Genomic DNA, 15682 nt, shown 5'->3' with positions numbered 1-15682 from the left:
GAGGTTGTAAGTGGGAGGAAACATTCCATGAAACGCATCATCGCTTCGTTCGCAGCTATCGCTGCCATCGCTGTTGGCGCTCCGGCCTTTGCTGGCGACCAGAACTTCCAGCCGCACGGCACCTATCAGAACCTCGTCACGAACTCGCTGACGGGCCAGCTGAATGTCCGTCAGACTGTGAACCTGAACTGCAACGCCGACTTCCAGCTCTATTTCGAGAGCGACGGTAAGAAGGCCTGGCTGACCAGCGCCAGCCTCTCGGGTGGTACTCTCGGCCTGTGCGGCCTGGTCAGCTTCCCCGGTCTGGCTCATGAAGTGCAGATCGTCACCCCGGATGCCAGCAGCTCGGGCGTTGCCACCAAGATCCGCATCATCAATCTGACGGTGAACACCCTGACCAGCACCTGCCAAGGTACGGTCGAAGCGGACTGGGACGATGTGAACAAGATCGCCCTGTTTAACAACGTCGTGCTGCCGGGCGTCGGCAGTGCAGGCGACTGCTACATCAACGGCGACCTGCAAGCCGGTTCGGCTGTCACCATCAGCCGCACCTAAGGCACTGTGCCGCCGGATCCTGCCAGATCCGGCGGCATGAGTCTGACCATGTTGCGATTATCCGACGTCACACATGGCTATGGGCCGGCCCGGTCCAGAACGATGGTTCTGGATCGGGTTAGCCTGTCTATGCCCTCGGGTGAGATGTGGGCCTTAACTGGATCGTCGGGGTCCGGAAAAAGTACGCTATTGAACCTGATCGGTCTTTTGGACCGCGCACAGGAAGGCGAGATCGAGCTGGCGGGCCAGCGGGTTTCCGGTCTGGATGCCTACGAAGCGGCCAAGGTTCGTAACCGCCTCATCGGTTTCGTCTTCCAGTCATTCCATCTGCTTCCCCGTTTAACGGCATGGGAAAACGTCGCTCTGCCCTTGGTCCACCGCGCTGTTGGACGGCGGGAGCGGCGCGATGCCGCGATGGCCCAACTCGAACGCGTGGGGCTGGCCGATCGCATTCACCACCGACCGGACGAACTCTCAGGTGGCCAGCGACAGCGCGTGGCGATCGCCCGCGCTCTGATCACCCAGCCGCGCCTTCTGCTGGCCGACGAGCCGACCGGTAATCTGGACAGCGAGAGTGGAGGCCGGGTGATGGAGTTGTTGCGCGACATAAACCTTCGCAACGGCGTCTCGATATTGATGGTGACGCACGACGAGAATTTGGCCGGTACCTGCGACCACCGTGTGGTCATGCGCGACGGGCGCATCGTTTCCAGCGTGGAGCGGTAAGCTAATGGCGCGCATAGGGGGAGGGGTTTGGATCGAGCTAACCCGCGAGGCGATTTCCAGCCTGCGCGCGCAGGGGCGGCGCTCTTTGCTGGCCCTGCTGGGTGTGATGATCGGATCGGCCTCTATCGTGGCTCTGATGAGCTTTTCACACATCGCCCGCTCCGAGGTGATGGCGCGGTTCCAGCAGGTCGGCGTCGACACCGTTCAAATCAGCCCTGAAAACGCAGCTCAGGATTGGTTGTCTTCCGAAACGCTCGACGCGGTGGTGAGGGCCGATCCGCGTGTTCTCGCCTCCGCGCCAATGGCCGTGGGCCGCTCCACCTTGCGTATCGCGGGTCAGACAATGTCAGTCTCTGTGGCTGCGGTGTCGATCGACGCTCTGGAGATGTTGAAGCTGCACGCCGAGCGCGGTCGGGACCTGTCGTCCGTCGATGGCTGTAACGGGGCCACCGTTTTGGGCGCACGCGCCGCGAAAGAGACAAGGGCCAAGGTGGGCGATCTGGCCTTTATCGACGGATATGGCTTCAACGTCGTTGGCATTTTGCCGCCTGTATCCACTCAGGCCTTGAACCCAGTGTCTCCGGACGAGGCTGCGCTGATCGGCCTGTCATGCGCTCGCCGGGTGATGACCCGTACGGGTTTCAGCCATGCCCTGGTGAAGGTGAATGCAGATACGGATCCGTCAGACTGGGCCGTCGGCCTTCAGCGCCAGATGCTGTCACGCGGTCAGGCCATTAAGGCACTGACTCCCAAGGAAATGATCGCGGCGATGAAAAGCCAGATGAACCTGATGTCGGCCATTTTGGTCGCCATTGGTTCGGTGTCGCTGTTGGTCGGCGGGGTAGGCGTGATGAATGTCATGCTGATGTCGGTCATGGAGCGTCGTCGCGAGATCGGACTGAGGGCCGCCATAGGGGCGACGCCGTCCGAGATCGTTTTCATCTTCATCGTCGAAGCCGTGGCCCTGTCTGTGGGCGGGGGTCTCCTAGGCGCTCTGGCGGGGGTTGGGTTGACGGCGCTGGGGTGTTTGGTTCTGCCCATCAGCTTTGCGTTCGATCCGATGGTTCTGGTTTGGGGGACGGGTATCGCAGGCGCGGTGGGGCTTGTTTTCGGCATCCATCCGGCGGTTTCGGCTTCGCGAATACTTCCTGTGGAGGCGTTGCGTGCGGATTAGTGTGTTGGCGCTGTTGTTTGCGGGGGTGGCGTTGTGTTGCCCGCCTCATGTGTACGCTCAACCTGTGCCGCCCGACGTCTCGGCGCGGGCAGGGGCGACGCTGGATCTGACGCTGGAAGAGGCAGTCGCGCTGGGTCTGCGTGACAATAGGGACCTGCGTTCGTTACGGATGATGCGCGTAATCGACCGCTTCGATCTGTTCCTCGCCCACCGGTCTTACTGGCCGAGCGGCGGCGTGGCGGTCTCGGCTGTGCAGCGCAAGACAGACGGCAGACCCGTGACCGGAGAACTGAGCATCTCGCCCAGCGTTAACTGGACCAGTCCGGTCGGCACCTCCGTTTCGATGGGGTGGAGCCGGTACGAACCCCTGGACGGGCGCCGGGCCGCCAGCACGGGGTTTGCTGTGAATGCCAGACAACCCTTGCTGCGTGGTGCCAGATGGGACGTGAACACGGCCCCCTTGCGACAGGCCCACATCGGGGCCGAACTGGCCCAACTTCAGGAAGAAACCGCCGTCGTCGATTTGATCGACCAGATCACCTATGCGTATCGCAATCTTATCCAGACGCAGGAGCGGCTTGAGCTGTCGCGAATGGCGCTGGAGCGCAGTCGCCAGCTTCTGGAGGTCAACCAGTTCCTGATCGACGCTGGAAGGATGGCGGCGGCCGACATTGTCCAGACCCAGTCCGACGTCGCCAATCAAGAGGTAAGCTTGTTGGAGACGGAGCGGGCGCTTACGGCATCGCGGGCCCAACTGCTGACCTTGTTGGCGCTTGATCCCAACACGCCGATCCGCGCCATCGATGCGGTTGAAGTCGAGGCGCTGGATATCGATCCAGATGCGGCAGTGCGTACAGCCATGGCGAACCGCCGCGATATCCGCGCGCAGCAGATAGGTCTGGAGCAGGTCGAGATGGGCGAGCGGCTGGCCCGCAATGGACGGCTTTGGGATGTCTCGGTGGTCGCTGGGTTTGATCGCTTTACGACCGACGGTATTGCTGGCGACCTGTCATCCCACTCTGTCGGTATCCAGTTGAATGTGCCGATCGGCGACTTTTCGGGGCGACGCAACGTCATGGCTGCAAAGGCGCTGGTCCATAGCGCGCGCCTTCGCTACGAGGGGAATCTGGAGCGTATCGAGCGCTCTGTCCGCGATGCGGTAGCAGAGGTGGGGTCGCGCTGGCGTCAGTTGGAGGCGGCCTTGCGCGCCAAGGAGTTGGCCGCGCGGAGCCTTGAACTTCACAACGAGCGGCTGCAGGCCGGGCGGGCCAGCAATTTCGAGGTGCTAACCCTTCAATCCACCCTGCGCAGTGCGGATGCACAGGCTCTGTCTGCCCGCATCGCCTATGCGAACGCGATTACCGCCTTGGATCAACAGTTAGGTAGGACGCTGGAAACATGGCAAATTTCCTTGGAACACTAAGGCGTCGCCCCAAGTGGTTGTTAGCAGTCGCCGCGGCATTGTTGGTGGGCCTGATGCTGCTGGCGTTCAGCCGCTCCGACGACAAGGCGGCGGTTGACGGGCCGATGGCGACCTATCGCGTCGTCGAGGAACCCTTTGTGATCCAGCAGTCCTTTTCCGGCCGGATTGCACCAGGGGAGCAGGTCGAGGTCTTGTCGCCGACCGACGCCACCGTTCTGGAGATCGGCTTTAACTTTGGGGATCGCGTCGAGGCGGGGCAGGTCTTGTTCCAACTGAACCCCACCGATGTCTGGCGCAAGGGTGCCGAAGCGCAGATTGCCTATTTGCAGGCTCAGGACACGGCCCAGAAAATGGCGAGTTGGTCCAGCGGGCCCGAGGTTCGTCGGGCCGAGCGCGGGGTAGAGGCTGCGCGCCAACTGCTGGAAGATGCCAACAGCCGTCGTGATGAAGGGGCGCGCCTGTTCGCGCGGGGGCTCATTGCCCGCACCGAGATGGAAAGTCTGGAAAGCGCCCTCCGACAAGCGATGCAGGGCGTGACTGTCGCCGAAGAGGAACTGGACGCCACCCGCGCGCGCGGAGTGGGTGTAGAGCGGCGCGTGACCCAAATCCAGAGCGGGCTGGCGGCGACCCGACTGCAGGAGGCAACAGCCGGTGCAGGTGCGATTATCACGGCTCCCCGTTCAGGCGTGATGGTGCGCGTTCAGTCCGGTGGCATGGGGCAGGACAATGGACCCAAGGTCGGCGGCAAGCTGAACACCGGTCAGAGTTTGGGCGTCATCGCCGCGCTGGATGGTTTGGATGTCCTGTTCAAGATCGACGAAGCTGATCTGGCTTTGCTGGAGATAGGCACGCCTGCCACGGTTACGGGCCCCGGATTTGCGGGCCGTACTTTGCCCGGACGTTTGATCGGCGTTGCGGGCGAGGCTGACAGCGCGTCCTCGGATAAGACCCAGTTTGCGGCGCGTGTTCGCCTTGAAAGCTTGTCGCCCGAGGACGCGGCGCTGGTGCGCATCGGTATGACCGCAAGTGTCAGTCTGAAGCTTTATGAAAAGCCCAAGGCCATATCAGTGCCTGTCGCCGCCTTGGTGAACGGCGGGCCTCAGGTGCAGCTGCGCAAAGGCGATGGCAAGGTCGAGACGCGTCAAATCACATTGGGCCGTGTTGGGCCCGATCGGGCAGAAGTTCTTTCGGGACTACAGGTCGGGGACACGGTCATCTGGCCCCTTGGCGTACCGTCAGCCCGGTGATTTCCAAGTGCCCGTCGCGCTGCCGTCATAGGCGGTGGCTTCATAGACGCCGCGGGCGATGGCGCGGGCCAGCACGTCGGCGGCGATATTGCCGAGGCGACTGACAGCGATGTTGCGCTGGGCCGGATCGTCGATGGTGATCTTGCCTGTGGACAGGACAAAGACCGTATCGCCATCGAACGGCGCATGGGCGGGGCGAATGGCGCGGGACAGGCCGTCCTGCGCCATGATGGCAAGGCGTTGGCACTCCACGCGGCTGAGCGCGACGTCGGTGGCTACGCAGGCGATGGTGGTGTTCTCGCGCGGGCGCGGATTGAATTTGGCGCTACCCCAGTCCTCGTGCGCGGCGGACAGGTCGGCGGTGCCGAGGGCGCCGAACTCGCCGTCAATCTCGAAAGGCGCGGCCCAGAACTGTTTGCTGTCCGGCGCGATGACCGAGCCGACGCTGTTGACCGCGGCGATGGCCCCGACGGTCCAGCCATCAGAGGTTACAGCAGAGGCCGAGCCGATGCCGCCCTTCAGTCCACCCGCCTGTGCGCCGTAGCCTGCGCCTGCGGTGCCGAGGGCGAAAGCATCACCTGCGCCCTCCAGTGCTTCAACGGCCAATTGGCGATAGGGCGGGTCCATGCCCCACTGTTTGTCGCCGCCATTGGCGAGGTCATAGAGGCAGGCGGCGGGCACGATGGGCGAGGGTGGCACGCCCGCTCCTCCGCCCATGCCATAGCCACGACCGCGCATACCCATCCATGCGGCAATGCCGTCCGCCGAGGCAAGGCCGTAAACCGAGCCACCCGACAGGACGATGGCATCCACCTCCTGCACCAGATTTTCGGCTTTCAGTACATCCGTTTCGCGGCCCGCGGGGCCACCGCCGCGCACATCGACGGCGGCGACGGCGGGCTTTTCGCACAGGATGACGGTCACGCCGGTGCGGGCGTTCGCGTCCTGTGCCTGACCGATCTTGATGCCCGCCACATCGGTAATCAGGTTGCGCGGGCCGGTCTTGCCCTTGGGCTTCGCGGCTTTTGCGGAGGCAGTGCTGGCGGTCGCGGCAGCGGCTCCGATCAGGGCGCTGCCGAGGACAGTGCGGCGGTTCATGCGGTCGGCTCCGTAATCAGGCGCGGCGTTGCGGCGACCAGCCTTTGTGTGGCGGGATGAGCGGGATGTGCAAGAACTGTTTCGCTCGGGCCTTGCTCGACGATCTTGCCCGCCTCCATGACGACGACCCGTTCGGTCAGGCGGCGCACGACCTCCAGATCGTGGCTGACGAACAGCAGGGCGATATCGAGCCGCGCCGACAGATCGGCTAGCAGGTCTAGGATGCGGGCGCGCACCGTCACGTCGAGCGCCGAGACGGCCTCGTCCATGACGATCAGGTCGGGTTTGGTGATGATGGCGCGGGCCAGTGCGACGCGCTGTTTCTGGCCGCCCGACATTTGGTGCGGCAGGCGGGTGGCAAAGGTCGCGGGCAGGCCGACCTGTTCCAGCACCTCGGCAATGCGGGCGTTGGCTTCGGTCGGGCTGAGCGGTGTTTCCAGCAGGTGCAGTGGCTCGGCCAGAGAGCGGGCCACGGTCCAGCGCGGATCAAGGCTGGCCCCCGGATCTTGAAACACGGGCTGCACGCGGCGGCGCATGGCCTTCTTTTGGGCGGTGGGGGCGGTGGCCCAGTTCTGACTGTTCAGCAGAACCTGTCCGCCTTGTATTGGCTCCAGCCCGATCAGGGCGCGCAGCAGGGTGGACTTGCCACAGCCGCTTTCGCCGATCAGGCCGACGCGTTCGCCCTTCCGGATGCTCAAGGTTACGCCATCGACGGCGCGAACGGACGGGGATTTTGCGAACAGACGACGCGGGCCGTCATAGAGGCGGGTAACGTCGATGGCCTCGGCGACGACGAGCACATCGGTGGGTGTGCTTGGCCCATGATCCGGCGCATGGACGGCGTCGCGGATCAGTCCTTGGCCGTATTCGCTGGCGAAGGCACGGGGCAGGTTGTGAGCGGGGACCGTCTCGACCCACTGGCCACCACGGATCAGCACCACGCGGTCGGCGCGTTCTTGTGCCACGGCCAGATCGTGCAGGATCAGCAGCAGACCCATGCCACGCTCGCGCGCCATGCCGCACAGCAGGTCCAGCACCTTGGCCTGATTGACGGGATCGAGCGCGCTGGTGGCCTCGTCGGCGATCAGCAGGCGCGGCTTTAGCGCGGTTGCCATGGCGATGGCGACGCGCTGGCGCTGGCCACCCGATAGCTGGTGCGGATAGAGGCTGAGGCCGAAACGCGGGGCGGGTAGACCTGCCGCATCCAATGCCTTGCGGGCGGCGGCGAGGCCATCCTTGCGCGAGCAGCCGGTGTGGATGCGTACCGTCTCGGCCACCTGATCGCCGATGGTCATAACGGGGTTCAGCGCCGTCAGCGGCTCCTGGAACACCATGCCGATCTTGGCACCGCGCACCTTTTGCATGGCGGTGTCGGACAGCGGGATCAGGTCCTGGTCGTCCAGCAGGATTTGGCCGGAACGTTCGGCTCCATCAGGCTGTAACCCGAGGATACTCATGGCCGTCAGCGACTTGCCCGAGCCGCTTTCGCCAACGAGGGCGACGACCTCGCCCGCATCAACCGACAGGCTGATGTCTTGCAGCAGAGCCGTGCCATCCAGCGTCAGCGACAGGTTGCGGATATCCAGAAGCGGCATCCTCACACCTCCCGCTTCAGGCGCGGATCGAGGCGGTCGCGCAAACCGTCGCCCGTCAGGCTGAGCACCAGAACGGTGACGAAGATGGCAAGGCCGGGGAAGATGGCCAGCCACGGCGCGGTGCCGATCAGGGTCTGGCTCTCGGCCAGCATCCGGCCCCAGCTGGGCGCGGGTGGCTGTGCGGCAAGGCCGAGGTAGGAGAGGCCCGCTTCTGCGGCGACACCAACCGAGAACTGCACGGCGGCTTGGACAGCCAGCAGACCGAGCAGATGCGGCAGGATGTGCTGGATGGAGATGGAGACGGTGCCCCGTCCGGCCGCACGCGCAGCGGTGACATAGTCGCGCTGCCACAGACCTCGCCCCGCGCCACGAACAACGCGCATAAAGACGGGGATGTTGAATACGCCGAGCGCCAGTGCGGCGTTGAAGGCGCTTGGTCCTGTCGCGGCGGCCAGCATGACGGCGGTCAGCAGGGACGGGAAGGCGAAGATCAAGTCTCCGCCACGCATGACGACATCATCGCGCCAGCCGGAACGGGCTGCGGCCCAGAGGCCCAGCGGCACGCCGAGGAACAGGCCCAGCGCGACGGCGCTGCCCGCGACCCACAGGCTGTTGGCGGCGGCGGCCATGACGAGCGAGAGCACATCGCGACCCAATGCATCCGTGCCAAACGGATGAGCGAGGGAGGGCGCGAGCAAGCGCTGCGAAAGGTCCTGTGCCAGTGGATCGGCAGGCGTCCAGATCAGCGCCAGCAGGGTAATCGCGCAGACGGTCAGCGTCAGGCCAAGGCCGATTTTCAAAGATAAGGGACGGAGGCGAGCCATTATGAGCGGCCTCCGCTGCGTTGGCGCGGGTCGGCGACGGCATAGGCGATGTCCACGATCAGGCTGACCAGAACGACTACGGCCACCAGAACCATCACCACGCCCTGGACCACGATCAGGTCACGCTGGCTGACGGCTTGGAAGGCCAGTCGGCCAAGGCCCGGCAGGGAAAAGACGTTTTCGATCACCACGCCGCCCGCCAGAAGGAAGGGCGCTTGCAGACCCAGCACCGTCAGCACCGGAATCCACGCATTGGGCAGGGCATGGCGCATCAGGGCGGCATTGCGCGACAGGCCCTTGGCGCGGGCGGTGCGGACGTAGTCGTCGTTCATGGTGTCGAGCAGGGCCGTGCGCAGCACGCGCGCCAGAATGGCCGCTTGCGGGGCGGCCAGAGCGAGGGCGGGCAGGATGAGCGAGGTCCAGCCGCTATACCCGCCCGCCGGAAACCAGCCTAGGGTGACGGCAAAGAGCAGGATGAGCAGCAGGCCCAGCCAGAAGTTCGGGATGGCAATGCCGGTTTGCATCACCGCGATCAGCCCACCGTCCAGCAGCTTTCCGCGATGACGGGCGGCCAGCACACCGATGGGAATGGCAACCACCACCGACAGGACCAGCGCCGCGATGGCCAGCGGAAGCGACACGGCGAGGCGCTCGGCAATCAGGTCGCTGACGGGAGTTTGATAGGTGTAGCTGGTGCCGAAATCACCGCGCAAGAGGCCGCCGATCCACGCGAAGTAACGCACGACCACGCCGCCATCGAGGCCCAGTTGCTCGCGGAGGGTGGCGATGGCTTCGGGGCTGGCGTTTAAGCCCATCATATATGCGGCAGGGTCACCGGGCAGAACTTGCAGAAGACCGAAGATGACCACCGAAGCGGCCAGCAATGTCAGGGCATGTCCGAACAATTTCTTGGCCGTCCAAGCTGCACCCAGCCGATAGGTGGAGAATGCGAGCAGGGCGATAAGCGCGGCAAAGCCTAACCAGCCCCACGGCAGGCGATTACTGGCACTCGTAGAAGCGGCCGAACTCGCACCATCCAGCCACACGCCCGTCATGTCATTGGCGGCGATGGGCGCGTTTATCCACAGGCCGTGGACGCCCGTCTTGGCGACGCTGACGCGCGAGGACTGGAACAGGAACACATTGACGGCATCGTCGGCGATCAGCCGTTGCAGATCACCCAGACGAGCACTTCGCGTGGCCTCGTCCGTTGCTGCGTTCACCTGTGCCAGTAGGGCGTCGAACGCCGCGCTGTCATAGCCGAAATAGTAGTCCTTGCGGCCATAGATGTCATAGTCCATCGGCTCGACGTGCTCGACGATGGTCAGGTCGAACTGCTTGCGGCCGAATACCTGATCGAGCCACTGCGCCCACTCAAGTGTCTCGACTTTGACGCGCACACCGACCTGCGCCAACTGGCTGACCAGAACCTCGGCGCTGCGGATGGCGTAAGGGCGCGGCGGGATACGCAGGGTCACATCCAGCCCGTTGGGATAGCCTGCATCAGTGAGCAGTTGGCGGGCTTTTTCCACATCGTGTGGATAAACGGCGGTCAGGTCGACATAGCCGTCGGCTTGTCGCGAATAATGGCTGCCGATCGGCTGGCCGAAACCGAACATGGCCCCGTCGATGATCTTTTGGTGGTCGATGGCATAGGACAGGGCGCGGCGCACGCGGATGTCGTTGAACGGCGCGCGGGCGTTGTTCATCGCCATGATGACCTTGCCCTCGGACAGCCCTTGTGTGACGCGCAGCGCCGGATTGCGCTTCAGTTCGCCCACAGTCTCTGGTGCCGGATAGTTGGGGAAGGCATCCACATCGCCTGCGCGAATGGCTGCAAACGCAGCAGCGGGATCACCGATAAAGCGAAACACCACACGGTCGGTGCGCGGGGCGCGGCCCCAGTAGTCTTCGCGGCGGGCCAGCTCCAACTCGCCCCCACGCTGCCAGCGGGCAAGGCGATAGGGGCCGGTGCCGACAGGGGCGGTGCCGTTGGTGGCTGCGCTGGCGGGTGACACCATAGCCGCATCGCCCCAAGCCAGCAGATAGGGCAGGTTGGCCATCGGTCGCGACAGGTGGATGGCGACGGTGTGCTCATCCACCACATCCACGGCGCGGATGGGCGCAAACAGGGCCTTCTGCGCATTGGTCGAACCGTCGGCCACGATGCGCATCAGCGAGAAGCGCACGGTGGCGGCGTTGAAAGGGCTACCGTCGCTAAACTTCACATCGGGGTGCAGGCGGAAGGTCCATGACAGGCCGTCAGGCGACACACTCCAGCTTTCCGCCAACGCAGGCGCAACCGTGCCATTGGGCGTCAGGCGCGTTAGCCCCTCGAACACATTGGCATAGACGATCTCATCAATCGCTGCCGCCGCGCCCGTGGTCGGGTCCAGATGCGGTGGCTCCAGCGGCACGCCGATGATGATACGGCTCTGCGGAGTGTCGGCCACGGCAACAGGCGCAACCAGCACAACCAGCGCCGCCGCCAATGCCCTGGCCACGCGCACAACGCCAGATTTTGCATTGAAAAATGCCAAGCGGACCTTACTGGACTGATTAGTCGTGTAAATTTTGGAAGTGTACGCCCTATTTAGCGCGTGTAGGATACCCTTCTTTGCATCGATTGAAAGAATGTTAATGGAAATATAATCTTGATTGTTTATAGCAAATCGTAAATGGGCTAAGGGGGGATTGTGCATTGTTTAGAAAATTTATTGGAATATATTTAGGTATTATTGTTATTGCGCTGTCATATGCGTATGCAGGGATTCATTATTTGATTTACGGTATAGTAGACGGTTTAGGATCTATTATATTTGGTATCATATTTTTTACCGGTGCTGCCATTTTTGCTGTGAGCGCTATATATATTGTTTTTAAGTATATTCAAAACGTTGGAACTAAGGCTTCAGGTGCAGTTAAAGTGTTTGGAGAGCGTAAGCAGGCAACGCGTCCGACGTTTGCCGTACAAGCAGGCGTATCAACTGCTGATGAGTTACAAAAATGGGCCGTTCTTTTGGAGAAGGGGCTGATCAGTACCCAAGAGTACGAGAATGCTAGAAAAGAGCTTTTGCGTCCTACTGCGACAGATGCAGGTGTGCAAAAGTAAAAAAGGCGGCCCGCCAAGGCCGCCCTTTCCATTTAAAAATCCACGCTCAACCTCACGCCCACGGTGCGGCCTTGACGGGGGCTGGTGGTGGGGCGGGAGGAGGAGTTGAAGCCGTTGCGGGTTTCTTCGTAATAGGTGTCGAACAGGTTGCGCGACCACAGCGAGACGCGCCAGTTGGCGTCTGACGGGCCTGCGGTCAGGTTGGCGTTGAACAGCCAGTAGTCGTCGATGATCGAGGATGCGGTGACGGAGTAAAGCTCGTCGCGGTAGTTGTAGTTGGTCTCGGCGCGCAGGTTCCAGCCTTTGAACATCCAGTCGTAGGCGACCTGACCGCCATAGTTCAGCTTGGGAAAGCCGAGGCGTTCGCCCGAGCGGTCATTGGTGATGATGATGTCCCACGGGCCGTCCACCGGATTGGCGGCGTCGGTCGCGGTGCCGTCGATGGCGTCATACTTTTCGTATTTGCCGGACTTGTAGCCGAGGTTTTGGGTAATGCTTAGGCCATCGACCGGCACCCACGTCAGCTCGATCTCGCCGCCATAGATGCTGGATTCCGGCACATTGGTGATCTTGCCAAGACGACCATTGATACGGTCGTATTCCAACCCCTGAACCTGCTGGTCCTGATAGTCGTAATAGAAGACCGCACCGTTCAGACGCAGGCGGTTGCCCCACAGGTCCGACTTGATACCAGCCTCATAGGCGATGACGGTTTCCGGCTTAAAGGGCGTCGCCGAAGTCGCGTTATAGGTGGTGAAACCGCCCGACTTCACGCCGCGCGAAACGCTGGCATAGAGCATGGCGCTGTCGGTCAGGTCGTATTCCAGACCGAGGCGGCCCGAGAACTCCGACAGATCGGTCTCGTAAAGCGTCGGCGCAGGCGGCAGGGCAGGCGCCGTCACGGTGCCGGCGCTTAGCAAGGTGCGCTCTTCGGTTTCCCAACGCAGGCCCGCGATCAGGTTCAGGCGGTCCGTCACCTGCCAGCTGTTGTGGGTGAACAGGCCCAAGGCTTCGACGTCCTGCGCATAGGCGGTGTTGATGAGGCCCGCGATGCTACGGAAGCGGGTGTAGAAACCGCCGTCATTGCTCTCATTGGCATAGTGGGCACCCACCATCCATTGCACGGGCCCGCCGATGTTGGAGGACAGGCGCAGTTCCTGCGAGAGGACTTCGATCTCGTTGTAGAAATAGACGTCGGACTCGGCAAAGCGGGTGCCGTCCCAGTCATTGTATTCGTTGCGCTCGAAGGTCTGATAGGCGCTGATCGAGGTCAGGTCGGCAAACCCGAGGTCGGACTTGATACGCAGCGACAGGTCAAAACCATCGTTGTCGCGTTGCGGCTTGGCATCGAGGCCAAGGCCTGCGACGGCGGCCATGTCCGGCGCGATCTGCCAGGCGGTAATGCGCCATGCGGTATCCGCCGGATAGGTGATCGAGCCATCGGCCACGCGGTACGGGCCCAGCAGGCGGAAGCCGAGGCCGTCGGAGTTGTCCTGTTGCCATGTGGCGGACAGATCGACCGTGGTGTTGTCCGTCGCATCCCACGTCAGGCGGCCACGGATGGCCAGCTTATCGGCTTCGCCCAAGGCTTCGCCCGTGTCACGGTGATACTGCCATGCGCCGCCCTGTTCGGTGGTAGCGGCGAGGCGACCCAGCAACTTTTCGGTGATCGGGCCAGAGACAAAGCCCTCGACCTTATAGCGGTCATAGCTGCCGTATTCGGCGTTGAAACCGCCGGTCAGATAGTAGGTCGGGGCGTTGGTAATGACGTTCACTGCGCCGCCGGTGGTGTTGCGACCATAGAGCGTGCCTTGCGGGCCGCGCAGAACCTCCATGCGGGCCACGTCGAACAGAGCGCCCTGCGTTGTCACCGTATAGGGATGGGCGACTTCATCGACATAGACGCCGACGGTGGAGGCATTGTTGGACGAATATTCACGCGCGCCAATGCCACGGATGCGGAACTGGGGCTGGCCGCCGCCGAACTGGCTGTCGACCTCCATATTCGGCACGGCGTTTTCGAGGTCGTTGACGACGCTGATGGCACGTTCGTCCAGCGTCTGGCCGCCGATGATGCTGAGCGAGACGCCGACGTCCTGACTGGCCTGTTCGCGGCGCTGGGCGGTGACGACGATGTCCCCCACGCGGGTGGCTTGCGGATCATCCAGCGCAACCTCTTCGGCATGGGCGACCCCGCTGAAGGCGAGGGCGATCAGGCTGGCGGTCGAGGCAAGAAAGGCCTTGGTCATGGGCGTCTCGAAAAATTGCACGCAGGCACGATGGAGGTCGGGCGCGCAACGCTGCGCGCGGAGCCATCAGGGCCGAATGAAGGGATTGGATCGGCTTCTAACGGACGGGATGGACCGCGCTCGATCCATCATTGACACAAATGTCAGTATTCGCAATGCACAACCGGACATTGCGGTGCAAAACAGCCGCACGTCAATCCAAGAATTCGCTAACTTTGCTATTAGCCCAGTGCATAGGGAATGACGCCGCGCTGGTGCGGCGGAACGTGGAGCGTGCGGTCGATCGGCGGGAAGGCCCGCTGCTGGCAGTCGGTGCGTTCGCAGATGCGGCAGGAAACGCCCATCCGCGTCGGCGGGCCCTTGAGGTCAAGCCCTGCGGCATAGACGAGTTGGTCGGCGTGTTCGATTTCGCAGCCGAGGCCCAGCGCATAGCGACGGTCAGGCTCAAGGTACGATCCGCCCGGTTTGGACACGCTTTTGGCGATGCAGATGTATTTCGCGCCGTCCGGCATTTCCGACAGGTTCACCAGAATGCGGTCGGGCGAACTGAAGGCTTCATGCACGTTCCACAACGGACAGGCCCCGCCGAAACGGGCGAACTGGAAGCGGGTCGCGCTGTGGCGTTTGGTGATGTTGCCTGCCATGTCCACGCGGGCGAAATAGAAGGGCACGCCGCGCCAACCGGGGCGCTGTAGCGTGGACAGTCGCTGGCACACCTGTTCGAAGCTGGTGTGGAAGCGTTGGCGCATCAGATCGACGTCGTGACGCAGTTCGCGGGCGCTATCGAGGAAGCGACGATAGGGCATCAGGATCGCCCCCGCCGCATAGTTGGCCAATCCAACGCGGCACACATCGGTCGCAGCGGGCGTCTCGAAATTGGCGCGAACGAGTTCGTCCTCGATGGTGTCGGTAAAGACCAACAGCGCCAGTTGGTGTGCCATCTGGAAACTGCGCGTCGCGGCGGGCAGGGCAGGGTCGATATAGAGGATACGCGCCTGCGGATCATACCGCCGCATCAACCCCTCTCCATAGGCCACACGTACCCCGCACAGATCGCCAAGGGCATGTTCCAAAAGGCGTTCCGGGTGGTTGCTGGCACCGATGGCCAGCCTTTCGGCCAATTGCTCTGCGGCCTGATCCAGCGTGTCGATATAGTTGTCGCGATAGTGGAAGAAGTCGCGCACCGCCTCATAGGGGAGGACAGGAGCCGAGACCTGTTTCTCGTCGCGGCCCAGCGTCTCGTTCAGGGTTTTCAGCCGGTCATCAAGGCGACGATAGTTTTGGTGCAGGCTCAGGAACTGACGCGCCAGACGCGGCGCATTGGTCACGGCGTGTTTCAGTTCGGCTGGAGTCGGCACTTCGCCTGATCCGGCGACGTCGCTCACCGCTTCGCGCAGGTCGGCGATCAGGCGGGCATCACCCTCCAGATCGAAAATACTGGCATCCACGTCAAAGGCACGGGTCAGGGAAATCAGCACCCGCGCCGTGGCCGGTCGCTGGTTCGTCTCGATCTGCGAAAGGTAGGAAGGCGACAGCGCCAGACGCGACGCGCAATGGTCCAGAGTCCAGCCCTTGGCCTCGCGCAGTTTACGAACCTTGTTACCGAGAAATAGTTTTTCGCCCATTTTGCAACTTCGCAAAACACCCCTGAACCCTTGGCAAACTCACACAGTTCCGCA

General features: G+C 62.8%; 12 protein-coding genes. 6 read left to right on the top strand and 6 right to left on the bottom strand.

The window, feature by feature from the left end; genetic code table 11:
- The first annotated feature begins 27 nt into the window (after positions 1 to 27).
- The 5 genes from OB03_RS00680 to OB03_RS00660 are packed head-to-tail and all read left to right on the top strand — an operon-like array spanning position 28 to position 5125.
- Positions 28 to 555 (top strand): hypothetical protein, encoded by a 528-nt coding sequence (locus OB03_RS00680; protein WP_242914378.1) that lies wholly within the window; start codon positions 28 to 30, stop codon positions 553 to 555.
- A gap of 36 nt (positions 556 to 591) precedes the next feature.
- A complete protein-coding gene (locus OB03_RS00675) occupies positions 592 to 1281 on the top strand; it encodes an ABC transporter ATP-binding protein (protein WP_461342875.1) in 690 nt (229 codons plus the stop codon).
- Positions 1282 to 1285: 4 nt separating this feature from the next.
- Positions 1286 to 2455 (top strand): ABC transporter permease, encoded by a 1170-nt coding sequence (locus OB03_RS00670; RefSeq protein WP_461342874.1) that lies wholly within the window; start codon positions 1286 to 1288, stop codon positions 2453 to 2455.
- Between the two features lie 49 nt (positions 2456 to 2504).
- The gene (locus OB03_RS00665) at positions 2505 to 3878 is read left to right on the top strand and encodes a TolC family protein (protein ID WP_461342873.1); all 1374 of its coding nucleotides are present in this window, start codon (positions 2505 to 2507) and stop codon (positions 3876 to 3878) included.
- Between the two features lie 17 nt (positions 3879 to 3895).
- On the top strand, positions 3896 to 5125 hold the full coding sequence (locus OB03_RS00660; RefSeq protein ID WP_461342872.1) for an efflux RND transporter periplasmic adaptor subunit: 1230 nt from the start codon (positions 3896 to 3898) through the stop codon (positions 5123 to 5125).
- On the opposite strand, the gene OB03_RS00655 is transcribed toward OB03_RS00660, so the two are convergent.
- From OB03_RS00655 to OB03_RS00640, 4 genes are read right to left on the bottom strand one after another with little or no spacing between them, the layout of a single operon-like run.
- Entirely contained in the window at positions 5114 to 6223 is a 1110-nt protein-coding gene (locus OB03_RS00655; RefSeq protein WP_242914374.1) for a P1 family peptidase, read from the bottom strand. The genes OB03_RS00660 and OB03_RS00655 overlap by 12 nt on opposite strands.
- Positions 6220 to 7818 (bottom strand): dipeptide ABC transporter ATP-binding protein, encoded by a 1599-nt coding sequence (locus OB03_RS00650; RefSeq protein WP_461342871.1) that lies wholly within the window; start codon positions 7816 to 7818, stop codon positions 6220 to 6222. Before OB03_RS00650 ends, OB03_RS00655 begins: the two co-directional genes overlap by 4 nt.
- Positions 7819 to 7820: 2 nt before the next feature.
- The gene (locus OB03_RS00645) at positions 7821 to 8642 is read right to left on the bottom strand and encodes an ABC transporter permease (protein ID WP_461342870.1); all 822 of its coding nucleotides are present in this window, start codon (positions 8640 to 8642) and stop codon (positions 7821 to 7823) included.
- The gene (locus OB03_RS00640; protein WP_461342869.1) at positions 8642 to 11146 is read right to left on the bottom strand and encodes an ABC transporter substrate-binding protein; all 2505 of its coding nucleotides are present in this window, start codon (positions 11144 to 11146) and stop codon (positions 8642 to 8644) included. Before OB03_RS00640 ends, OB03_RS00645 begins: the two co-directional genes overlap by 1 nt.
- A gap of 197 nt (positions 11147 to 11343) precedes the next feature.
- On the opposite strand from OB03_RS00640, the gene OB03_RS00635 reads away from it, so the two are divergent.
- Positions 11344 to 11754 carry an SHOCT domain-containing protein gene (locus tag OB03_RS00635; protein ID WP_461342868.1) on the top strand — a complete coding sequence of 137 codons (411 nt, stop codon included), beginning with the start codon at positions 11344 to 11346 and terminating at the stop codon, positions 11752 to 11754.
- Between the two features lie 32 nt (positions 11755 to 11786).
- Here OB03_RS00635 and OB03_RS00630 read toward each other — a convergent pair whose 3' ends face one another.
- Together OB03_RS00630 and OB03_RS00625 are read right to left on the bottom strand one after the other, a co-directional pair.
- Positions 11787 to 14003, bottom strand: a complete 2217-nt coding sequence (locus OB03_RS00630; RefSeq protein ID WP_461342867.1) for a TonB-dependent receptor — start codon at positions 14001 to 14003, stop codon at positions 11787 to 11789.
- Between the two features lie 221 nt (positions 14004 to 14224).
- On the bottom strand, positions 14225 to 15628 hold the full coding sequence (locus tag OB03_RS00625) for a helix-turn-helix domain-containing protein (RefSeq protein ID WP_242914368.1): 1404 nt from the start codon (positions 15626 to 15628) through the stop codon (positions 14225 to 14227).
- Positions 15629 to 15682 lie beyond the last annotated feature (54 nt).

Source organism: Brevundimonas sp. GN22, assembly GCF_054824005.1.
Note: the sequence above shows the minus strand (reverse complement) of the source record. Positions and strands in the feature narration are given on the sequence as shown.